This window comes from Brasilonema sp. UFV-L1, from assembly GCF_012912105.1.
Lineage (GTDB): Bacteria > Cyanobacteriota > Cyanobacteriia > Cyanobacteriales > Nostocaceae > Brasilonema.
Genome location: NZ_QMEA01000184.1, coordinates 1 through 11,155, shown reverse-complemented (window position 1 = coordinate 11,155; position 11,155 = coordinate 1). Strand labels below are relative to the sequence as shown.

Below are 11,155 nucleotides of genomic sequence, written 5' to 3'. Positions count from 1 at the left end.
CGAGTACTCGTTCTAATAAGGCTGACTCCGTTTTTTATGGATTCATGCGTCCCCAAGGGCGCACTGGCTCCCCTCCTGGGCGTACTGGCTCCTCCTGCGCCGTGCTGTCTCACCGCAAAGCGTCTACGGAGGTTTCCTCCGGTCCAACTTCTCTGAAAATTCACAATTAAAACAATAAGTGCGCGGGGATCTTACACGTAAAAAACGCATAGCGCGGTTCGCTTTAGTAGCGGTCTGGCAGGCTTCCTAGTTGATTCGTTATCGTCGTTAGTCGAGTTTTGAAAAAATTACCTACTCCCAGCCTACAGCACGAAGCGCCCCCTAGGGGGCGCTGCGCAAACGCTAACATTTGCTCACTCCTCCACTTTAGTTCTTTCTTTTGACCGCAACGCTATCCCATCACGGCGTTAGTCCTCTGGACACGCCACGCGCTTCGCCTCAAAGGCATGATTTTGCCTTGTTGTAGTCGTCTGTTATCGAACAACTGCTAACTGATCACTGATCACTGATTATTGGTGTGCAGTTCTGACTAATGGCTGAAGACAGCTATTTCATCGTCAGTCTACAATGATGATGAACTAAACTGAGTACTATATTTTACTAGCGTTTAGTTCTGATGACTAAGTAAATAATTATCGTCATGTCTCAAAGTCGTGTTTGTCTTTGTGCTTATTGCAATGACAAGCTCAAAAGCAGGTAAATTGCAGTAGATTTGACTTGCACGTTTATCAATTAGATTAGCCCTTTGTTGTTGATGATTTGTGTTGACATGAGGAGAAAGGGCGGTATCAGCAACAAGACTGCTGCACTTTCGATGAATATAAGGAAGCTTGAAATGATGAAAAAGTTGTTGTTAGTTATTAAGATGTTGGTTGTTTTACTAGCTAATAGCTACTATAAACTTTCAAAAAAAATTCAAGCATATCATAACTATAGTACTGTTATAAAAGTACTAAAAAAGAACGACATGACAGAGAAAATCAAAACAGTGTGTTGAATGGCAATGGCTAGAAACAATGGAAGAGAAACTAAGAATCTTAGTTGTAGATGATGACGAAGTAGACCGAATGACAGTGCGTCATGTCTTAATCAAAGCAGGCGTAGAAATGGAACTGTCTGAGGTGGGTGACGGCAAAAGTGCGATCGCCTTCCTGAGTCATACTTTGTATGATTGTGTCTTTCTCGACTATCGTTTGCCAGACCAAGACGGTTTAAGCTTACTCCAAAACCTACGTTCAAGTCATATTACAGTACCTGTTATTGTCCTGACAGGTCAAGAAGATGAACAGATAGCAGTTGAACTAATTAAAGCAGGTGCGATCGATTATCATCTTCCCAAATCGAGGTTATCATCAGAAATCTTAGTGCAAGTTTTGCGGAATGCTATCCGGGTTTACCGCGCAGAAAAGCAAGTCGCCTTAGTCAATCAACAACTGCGCCAAAGCAATGAACTTCTCATTCGTAAAAACCAGGAATTAGAAGCACAGCAACAACACATAGAATTACAAAACCTTAGACTCATCGAAGCATCACGGCTCAAGTCACAGTTTCTAGCAACAATATCTCATGAGTTGCGGACTCCAATGAATGCTATCATTGGATTTTCTCAGTTATTGCTGCGTCCTAGGTGTGGTGAACTGACACATCAGCAAAGAGATATGGTAGAGCGTATCCTCAACAACGCTAAGCACTTGCTGATGCTGCTGAATGAAGTTCTTGACTTCTCCAAGTTAGAAGCAGGAAGGTTAGATTTAAAACCACAAATATTTGATCTATCAAAGGTGGTCAATGATACTGTACAAGAGATGCGTTCTCTAGCTGAGGAGAAAAATCTGTCTTTGTTCCTTCAAATGGATTTACAAAACCCTGTGATGTTCAATGATCCAATGCGTATACGGCAGATTTTAACAAACCTGCTTTCAAACGCCGTTAAATTTACAGAGTCTGGCGGTATTGGAGTTGAACTGAAAGAACTGTCAGAAAATCAAGTGGGAATTACTGTTTTGGATACTGGTATAGGCATTCCTTCTACTGATTTACAAAAGATTTTTGAAGCTTTCCGACAAGTCGATCAGAGTATCACTCGCAAATATTCGGGTACAGGTTTGGGCTTGCCAATTATCAAAGCGTTGGTGCAAATAATGGGTGGTAACATCAGCGTTGAAAGTCAGCTGGGTGAAGGTTCAGTCTTTCGGATTCAACTACCACGTCACATATCATCCTTGAGTCAGCAACGTTCAGATGGAACATCAAACTCTCATAAGACTTCAGTCAAAAAAGTTTTTTGGAAACAACGGGAAAATCTTCGTTTGGCTCAAGAAGGTGTAAACGGAAAGAGTAGAGAAAGATAATTCTAAAATAAATTCCACAAGTCAAATCGAGAATTTTTATTTTTACAAAAAGAAATAACTATGCTATCAGAAGATACTTCTAAAGTAGAACATATACTAGCTGTTGATGATAATCCTGATAATCTGATCTTACTTCAAACGATTTTAGAGAGTGAAGGATATACAGTTGAATTAGTCTGTGATGGGAGGAATGCTCTCAAGCAAGTTGCTCAGTCTCCACCCGACTTGATTTTATTGGATGTTATGATGCCAGAAATGGATGGCTATGATGTGACACGCCGTATTCGTAACAATCCAGAGATATCATATATTCCGATACTACTAATCACTGCTCATCATGACGCGAGTGTTGTCGAAGGTTTGGATGCAGGAGCAGATGATTTTATTCGCAAACCATTTAATCATGAAGAACTACTAGCTAGAGTTCGATCAATGCTGCGTCTGAAGCACAGTATTGATGAACAACGAAAAATGGCACGCCAACGCGAAGACTTTGTGTCACGTCTGACTCACGACTTGCGAACCCCCTTAGTAGCCGCAGATCGGATGCTCTATTTGTTTCATCAGGAAACTTTTTGTGCTATTTCGTCAGACATGAAACAGGCGATATTCGCTATGATTCGCAGCAATCAAAACTTGTTGGAAATGGTGAACAACCTACTAGAAGTCTACCGCTTTGAGGCAGGTAAAAAGACTCTACAACTTGATAGCTGCAATCTACTACAAATAGTAGAAGAAGTGGTTCAAGAACTCAGTTCTCTTGCAATTGAGAAAGACTTAGCTATCAATATAGATTCCAGCAATTTAGATCAACAAGACGAAACTGCATCTGTCGTTAAAGGCGATCGCCTAGAATTGCGACGCGTCATCAGTAACTTAATTGGAAATGCTATTAAATTTACAGATACAGGAAGTGTCAACATTCGTCTGTCGGAGACATCAGTCAAACCTCAAGGTAAACCTTGGGTGATCATTGAAGTTCAAGATACAGGATTCGGCATTGCTCCGGAAGACCAAGCAACCATCTTTGAGCGCTTTCGTCAAGGTAAAAATAAGCGTTCTGGCAGTGGCTTGGGGTTGCACCTGTCACAGCGTATCATTGAATCACACAAAGGAACAATAGAGGTTTTTTCTGAACTTGGTAAAGGTAGTGTCTTTACAGTACGTCTGCCGAAGTCAGCTTGAAACGTTATTATTATCTTTGGGTGACATACTCCTTATGGTTTGGAATTGCAGTCTACGGATATATATATTAAAATTTATGCCTAGAGGTTAAATCAACGTTAAGTCAACTAAGTCAACATTTATAGGTATTGATGAAAAATACTGCATTTGGATGGTGATGTTCAACAATTTTGACTAATATAATACTCTCAGTCATTCGGTATTTCCGAGGGTTTTGACACCAAACACTTACTTAACATCCAATGGTAAACCTACACTACTATCGACAACTCAAAAAGTACTCACAAAGTAAAGAGTGAAAATCGCTCTTCGTTTGAACTTCAAATGTGAATGATGCGTGAAAACTTAAGTCACTCACAACTCATTACATTACTTTTTGACTTGTCGCTGGTGGTCTAAACCTCTAGAGAAAAGAACAAGCAAATGACTACACCAATACCAACTCGCGGTCAAGTAGAAAGAACATTAGCCCAACGCATTCAAGCCTTATATCGTGATCAACTTGGTCATCAGCCTGATAAAGTCATCTGTCAGCTGTCGGATCAAAACGTAGTCGTTGTCATGGAAAATTCCATCACTCAACCGGAACAATTGCTAGCTAAAACAGGTCACCAAGAATTAGCCGAGAAGGTCCGGTCAGATTTAGATGATGTGATTCAGGAACAACTTAAGGCATTGATTGAAGAGACTTTAAACGTCTCAGTGATCGAAGTCTTAGCTGACACCACAATCAAGACCAGTCGTACTGGCTTCATTGCTATTTTGACGGAGCCACCAACTATCCGCACTCCTACTCCTAATTCTAACAAAGTTACAAGAGTTTCATCAGATAGAAGAGATAGAAGTAACACTCCAAAATCCGCATGAGATAATTAAATTAATCCTGACAGGGATTACACAGCGAATTTGGATTCAACCTCTTACAGAGGTAGCGGCGAACAAGACTTTCTAAGTCTTCTATCATGTAAGGCTTACTGATGTAGTCGTTAAAGCCTGCACTCAGAATGCGTTCTCTATCCTCTGCACTAGCCAAAGCTGTCACTGCAATAGCTGCAATATGACTGGTTAGTGGTTCTTGTTTGAGAGAACGCACAATATCTATCCCACTCACACCAGGTAACAAGATATCCAAGAGTATCAAGTCTGGCTGATACTCTTTTGCAACAAGTAATGTTGTTGAACAATCCTTTTGACAAATAAGTTTACAACCTATCGACTCAAGAGCATAACTCAATAGCAGTAAGTTATCTTCATTATCTTCCACCGCTAGAATGAGAGGTGGTTGAGGATTTTGCGTTTTTTGATCGCTGAATAATTGTGCCTGCTCCATGTCTTCTCCAGAAGATTCATGTGAAATTAATCATCTGTCTTGAGAAAATAAACGAGGCACTCCGTGAGCGGTTAGGTAGCGCTCACATCAGACTGGCTCGTGTCTCAACTCTACGAAGTTGATTATCTTTAACTCACTCCATCAACTTCAGGGAATGAATACCGATTAGCCAACAGAGTGAGAATACACTTCCTAAATTATAGGCAAAGTGGAAGGAAATATTAACAAAGAAGTCATAAATACTTTCTATATTTAACACTTTTTTAACGTAGTATTCTTGAATATACATATCTGCATGGCAGTATATGACACCAAATTCAGCAAAACCCTTTAAGGGCAAGAGAATTGGGTTGTCAGGAGATGATCTCAGGATGTAGGTACGGTTACAGAGCATTACGCCTCTAAACCTCTTATTTTTTGTATTGGGATAAAAATCAGAAAGTTTATTAGACCCTTGACACTTTTTGTAGTATTTAAGTAGTATATAAGCATCAATAAACAAAAGTCAAAATTTTGTAAATAAAGTGACTAGCCAACTCGGTTGTCAAGGACCACATATTAACCAAAAAAGTGTCAACCGCATACCCTTGTGAGGAATTCACGCATCGCGTAGCGTCCGAACCGTAGCGTAAGATCTCATTCAAAAGTAAAAATTATTTTTTTAATAGCGTTCTCCAGGATACATTGGACAAACTGCAATCAAAGTAGACAAACTTGTTGACTGTGCGTTGGACGGGGTGCTGTTTATTGATGAAGCCTATGCACTTGCACCAGAAGGATCTAACAATGATTTCGGACAAGAAGCTATAGACACTCTACTCAAACGAATGGAGGATTCTAGAGATAGACTAGTAGTCATTGTTGCTGGCTACAGTGACCAAATGTCAAGATTTATTGCTGCCAACCCTGGGCTACAATCGAGATTTAACAAGTATTTCTACTTTGATCATTATAAACCTCATGAGCTACTCAAGATTTTTGAAAAAATTTGTCAGCAGAACCATTTCAAGCTAGCTGAAAAATCAAAGCAGGTATTACTGAAGAAATTCACTGAGTTGTATACAAATCGAGATCAGAATTTTGGGAATGGAAGGCTTGTGAGAAATATCTTTGAAAAAACAATTGAGAGACAAGCAAATCGACTCGTAAAAAATTCTAGAATCAGCAAAGAAATGATGATGACAATTATGCCTGAAGATATCTCTTAAATATCAGATGGTGCGTTAGTCAAACATAATGCACTGATTCGTAAAGCTGTTATACTGCTGCACAACTGACAATATGGATTTTGAATACTATAGAAACAATGAAGGTGGTCCTGCCAGTAGTAACCGTCAAAGCTTACTAGCAAGTGGCTGGCGACCCTTCCATAGAGAATTGGATTGGGAATTTGTCTGGCAATTGTTGCGTCACGACACGCAAGAGTTTACTCAAAAAAGTTTGAATTTAGTAAGTAACATTGCTGAAAGTTTGGGACGCAATAATTATACTTGGTGGGCTAACTTATTGAATGTTGTCTCTGATAATACGCGCTACGAAGTAGACAAGTTTTGGAATTACATCACACCCGATCCTCTGTCACCAGATTATCGTTACAAAGATGTTTTAACCACAGAAACGCCTATCGTCCAATTTGTCAGCCGCAACAGTATTCCAATTGATTATGTTCTTAATCGTCTGCAAGAAATTACTGTATTACGCGTTTTAGATGTATTGGGATGTCCTGATGTTATTACACAATATTATTTGGAACGAGATTTTTATTTTCCAGTTGAAAAGTTTGTCAATTGGGAACGTTTAGATGTTGTTAATACTGTTTATGCTTATTGGTCCCGTGATGACATTTGGCTACAAATTAACTCTTTTGATAGAGGACGACGACAGTACACTTTATTAGCAAAAAATCTAGCTCCACTTGTTACCAAAGCAACATATGATTTAGCAATCATGCTGAGTGGATATCAAACTCGTGTAGGTAAACTTTATAGTCAGTTTCCGATTCGCAGTTTTCCTACAGATATTCAAAGCTTTACTGATTTAGTACAGCAAGCGATTCTTAATCAAAAACAGTTAGCAGTTTTGGTACATGGAGAACCAGGTACAGGTAAAACTGTATGGACACAAGCAGTTGCAAAAGAAATTTTGGTCCCTTTAGGGTATGTGATTTTTATTTTGGATCATGATGCGATCGCCAACTTTGTCCCACCGACATATCTAGAAAGAATTTGTATTATTATCAACGAGGCAGATAACCTAGCACAAAATCGCGCTAGCGAAGTAGCGCAGTATAATAACAAAACCGAACATATTTTGAGTTTGCTAGATGGCACGCTGTATCAAAGCGTGATTGATGATGCTGGTATTCATATGCAGCAGCAGTTAGTTGTCTTGATGACTTGTAATACAACAGAAAGATTAGACCCAGCAATGCTACGCAAGGGAAGAGTCGATTTGATGTATGAGTTTACGCTGAGATTTGTTTAAATGATGAGTTTTTCAGACTCAGTTAGCAAGTAAATTTTTGAGTATCATCTTCTGGAATCAATCTCAAAGGTTTTGTATCAATTAAAAGGCGAATGTATTCCTACAACAGAACTAACTAGAGAACAGATTAGAGAGTTCGCAGTTAGATGTCATACGCAATCGTATGAAGTCTTGTAGGCAATACCCACCTTCCTAAAACAGGTATTTCTGTTAATTTAAAACCACTAAAACTGTGAAAATTCAACCACTTATTTTAGAAGCACTTAACCTTCCTACTAACGCCATTACCTATCATATTAGTCAGGAATTAGCAGCGTTTTATCCTAAAAAAGTGTTGCTAGAAGGAAGTGATTCAGCATTTGATGTCGAGAAGTACGCTCAGGCAAATTTCTGCACTATTGAGTATGACACCTCTATTTACAACCAGATTATCTATGGTTGGAATGGTATGGAAAACAAAATTGACCATTATACTGAAAATGCCAACTTTGAGGTGACATGGGAAGGACATCAATTGGATGTTATACTGATAAGTTTTCAGGAGGGTTATTGTAAAACAAAATATTACTGGATTTTAGCTGATAGCAAAGAGATTGCTGAAAACTTTTTTGCTGCTGTTTGTGAGTGGAACTCAGAAATCAGAAGTGAAATTTTAGTATTTGAAGATGGTTATTGGTCAAAAAATGAAGAGTTATTTGAGTCGATTCAGAACGCGACTTTTGATAATCTGATTTTGCCTGAAACTCTCAAACAAGAGATTCAAGACGACTTAACAAACTTTTTTGCTTTGCGGGAGACTTACGAAGCTTACGGTTTACCTTGGAAGCGGGGAATTTTATTTATTGGCTCTCCTGGGAATGGTAAAACTCACGCAGTCAAAGCTTTAATTAACAAAATTCAGCAGCCTTGCTTATATGTCAAAAGCTTTAAATCGGAGTATAGTAATCCTCACCACAATATTCGTGAAGTCTTTCGGCAAGCACGACAGTCTGCACCTTGTATTTTAGTATTGGAAGACCTTGATTCTTTGGTAGAACAAGAAAATCGTTCGTTCTTTTTGAATGAACTTGATGGTTTTGCCACAAATCTTGGAATAGTCATATTAGCCACAACTAACCATCCAGAGCGGATAGATTCAGCCATTTTAGAACGTCCCAGTCGCTTTGATCGCAAATATTATTTTGAGTTGCCGACTTTGGCAGAACGCTTAGCCTATATCAACTTGTGGAACGACAAATTTCAACCGACAATGCGCTTGTCTGAAGCGACAATATCTCAGATTGCCGAGATGACAAATGGCTTCTCATTCGCCTACCTCAAAGAACTATTTGTCTCATCTATGATGCTTTGGATGAGAGGAATGGAAACAGGTGGGATGGATAAAAACATCATTTCACTAGTTGCTGTTTTGCGACAACAAATGAGCAGTGTAACTGGGGAAGTTAATTCTCATGTATGATGACATCACAGCAATATTAAAATGAAGGTTAATCGGTTTGAAGATGCAAGTCAATTTTACGAGCGGGTGAAAGACTACTTGTTGAGTCAGGAAGCATTGCATATCCTGTTACTCAGAATTTGCAACACCTTGATTCATCATCCACAACGCTATGATTGCCAACCCTACTTGGCGACTGTAGAAATAGATGGAAATATTGTTGCAGTGGCAATCAGAACACCACCTCGTAGGTTGCTCTTATCAAAGGTAGAAAAGTTTGCAGCAATAGAGGCGATAGCCCAAGATTTGTACTCCGATCACAAGCAGTTACCAGGCGTCAGTGGTTTGGCTGCAGAAGCTTTTGCCTTTGCTCAAACTTGGCAAACTATCACAAATCAGTCTTACACACTGGGTAAGCAATTGAGAATTCATCAACTCGATAAAGTGCAGCGGCGAAACTTGCTGTTGTCAAAGATAGAGAATTTTGAAAGTATCAAGGCGCGCTGCGCCCAGCGCAGCAGCGTTTGCGCAGCGCCCCCTGAGGGGCTAGCTATCGCCCAAGATATATACCTGAGTGAAAAATCATTGTCAGGTGTCAATGCTCCCACTGCTGAGGCAGAAGCTTTCGCGCAAGCTTGGCATTCCCTAACAGGTCAATCCTACCACCTAAAAATGGCGTTACGTGCTTTTCAACTAGAGCAAGTGCAGCCGATTTTCAAAGCAACAGGTGAGTTACGTTTGGCGACACGCAAGAGCGATCGCGAACTCCTCATTCGTTGGTATGAAGCCTTTGCACTCGAAGCCTTGGGCACTGTTGAGTCAAAAGTTGAACCCATAGTAGAACGCCTTTTGCAGCTGGGTATTGCTTACATTTGGGAAGATAAAATCCCTGTTTCAATGGCGTGCCATGTTCGTGTAACGCCCAACGGTGCGGGGGTGAGTGTGGTTTACACACCACCAGAACACCGCAGAAAAGGTTACGCCAGTGCTTGCGTGGCGGCTTTGAGCCAAACCCTGCTGAATCAGGGGAATCGATACTGCTTTTTATTCACTGATTTGGCAAACCCAACTTCTAATCACATTTACGAGGCGATCGGTTATCAGCCTGTAGGAGATTTGTTTGATTACTCTTTTTCTTCTTTTTGAATTTTGAATTTTGTTAGCGCAGCGGGACGCAGCGGAGCCGGAGCCGCTCCGCCTCCGGTCCATTTTGAATTTTGAATTTCGTTAGTGGCGTGGGTATTTAGCATTTGTCCGTCGCACGAGCCAATAACAGATAGCAAGGGCAAAAATAGTCGCAGCAAGAGCAAATAATTGTGACTCAGAAATTTTGCCAAAGTCAAGAATGATGATTTTACGGGCTACGGCAATTAAGGAAGTAATAATCACCATCTCAATCTGAATAATATGATTACTGAGATATGATGCGATATTTTGTGTAATTTCTAGTGCAATCAAAATATTTAAAAATAGCCCGAAGACTTTCAATAATGTACCAGAAAAGTTACCAAGAGTTGGTCGAAACATCTCTCGTACTAAAACAATACCAAGGTCTAAGATAGCGAACAAAATGACTCCTATCATCGCTAAAGAGAGGATTTTGGCAAAAAAATCTTCTACGATATCTAAAAAGCCCAGAAAACTCTCATTCTGACCATTATCAATTAGAGATATTAATAGTTTCCGTAGTAATCGCATTTTGTTTGTTGAATGAAAAGATGGTTAATTGCAATTAACCATTAATAGTGAACAATTAGCAAGTCTGCTACAATTAATACATAAGGTTTATGGATTTCTACCGTCAGAACCTCCAGTCTGAGGAAAAGATATCAAATGAGCTTTTATCTGGACTTTATTGAGTTCTCTGACTAAACGTTGTGCCTGAAATTTGTAAAGAGGAGTCAGTAGGACTCCAGGCAAATTATTCATTAATTTTGTTGCCGCACTTATGCCACACCCAGAAATTCTAGCAAGAATTCTTGCACCTTCAAACACAGCATCTCTAGTTAAAACGGTATCAATCTGCACTTGCCAGCGTCGGGGTTGGGCTTTCCCCAGCCTACGGCTCGCTACGCGCTCCGACAAAAATGGACAACCCTTGTATTTTTGACTGCGACAGTCACGGGGTCGCGCCACGTAAAAATTTTGGCAGCCGCCTTACTACGAGTACTCGTCTTTACGGGGTTACGACTGGGAAAAAGGGTCAAGCCTTATTACAACGAGTACCCGTGAGCACCGACAAATCAACCAAACAAAGGCTTGACCCTTTTTCTTGTCCCAAGTGCTCAGGAACACAGATAAATCTTACAAAGGCTGCCAAAATTTTAGGGGTCGAGGTCTGACACGCAGAAATTGAACCAGCCTTAC

General features: G+C 40.0%; 10 protein-coding genes. 7 read left to right on the top strand and 3 right to left on the bottom strand.

From position 1 onward, the window contains the following. The first annotated feature begins 1,016 nt into the window (after positions 1–1,016). The 3 genes from DP117_RS31040 (at position 1,017) to DP117_RS31030 (ending at position 4,403) form a co-directional block, all read left to right on the top strand. Positions 1,017–2,351 (top strand): hybrid sensor histidine kinase/response regulator, encoded by a 1,335-nt coding sequence (locus tag DP117_RS31040; RefSeq protein WP_169222037.1) that lies wholly within the window; start codon positions 1,017–1,019, stop codon positions 2,349–2,351. A gap of 60 nt (positions 2,352–2,411) precedes the next feature. Next, complete coding sequence (locus tag DP117_RS31035) at positions 2,412–3,536, top strand: hybrid sensor histidine kinase/response regulator (protein ID WP_169222036.1); 1,125 nt, start codon at positions 2,412–2,414, stop codon at positions 3,534–3,536. Between the two features lie 423 nt (positions 3,537–3,959). Further along, a complete protein-coding gene (locus DP117_RS31030) occupies positions 3,960–4,403 on the top strand; it encodes a DUF2294 domain-containing protein (RefSeq protein WP_169222035.1) in 444 nt (147 codons plus the stop codon). A gap of 10 nt (positions 4,404–4,413) precedes the next feature. On the opposite strand, the gene DP117_RS31025 is transcribed toward DP117_RS31030, so the two are convergent. Continuing rightward, positions 4,414–4,866, bottom strand: a complete 453-nt coding sequence (locus DP117_RS31025) for a response regulator (protein WP_169222034.1) — start codon at positions 4,864–4,866, stop codon at positions 4,414–4,416. A 683-nt stretch (positions 4,867–5,549) separates the two neighbouring features. On the opposite strand from DP117_RS31025, the gene DP117_RS37390 reads away from it, so the two are divergent. The 4 genes from DP117_RS37390 (at position 5,550) to DP117_RS31005 (ending at position 9,934) form a co-directional block, all read left to right on the top strand. Continuing rightward, complete coding sequence (locus DP117_RS37390) at positions 5,550–6,074, top strand: AAA family ATPase (protein WP_169222038.1); 525 nt, start codon at positions 5,550–5,552, stop codon at positions 6,072–6,074. Positions 6,075–6,147: 73 nt separating this feature from the next. Beyond that, a complete protein-coding gene (locus DP117_RS31015) occupies positions 6,148–7,350 on the top strand; it encodes an AAA family ATPase (protein WP_169222033.1) in 1,203 nt (400 codons plus the stop codon). A 232-nt stretch (positions 7,351–7,582) separates the two neighbouring features. Then, positions 7,583–8,809: an AAA family ATPase gene (locus DP117_RS31010; RefSeq protein ID WP_169222032.1), complete on the top strand. Its 1,227-nt coding sequence runs from the start codon at positions 7,583–7,585 to the stop codon at positions 8,807–8,809. A 21-nt stretch (positions 8,810–8,830) separates the two neighbouring features. Then, complete coding sequence (locus DP117_RS31005; protein WP_169222031.1) at positions 8,831–9,934, top strand: GNAT family N-acetyltransferase; 1,104 nt, start codon at positions 8,831–8,833, stop codon at positions 9,932–9,934. 81 nt (positions 9,935–10,015) lie between these two features. Here DP117_RS31005 and DP117_RS31000 read toward each other — a convergent pair whose 3' ends face one another. Both DP117_RS31000 and DP117_RS30995 read right to left on the bottom strand, forming a co-directional pair. Beyond that, positions 10,016–10,486, bottom strand: coding sequence for a phosphate-starvation-inducible PsiE family protein (locus DP117_RS31000; protein ID WP_169222030.1), 471 nt, complete (start codon positions 10,484–10,486; stop codon positions 10,016–10,018). An 87-nt stretch (positions 10,487–10,573) separates the two neighbouring features. Further along, positions 10,574–10,873 (bottom strand): hypothetical protein, encoded by a 300-nt coding sequence (locus DP117_RS30995; RefSeq protein WP_211176445.1) that lies wholly within the window; start codon positions 10,871–10,873, stop codon positions 10,574–10,576. Positions 10,874–11,155 lie beyond the last annotated feature (282 nt).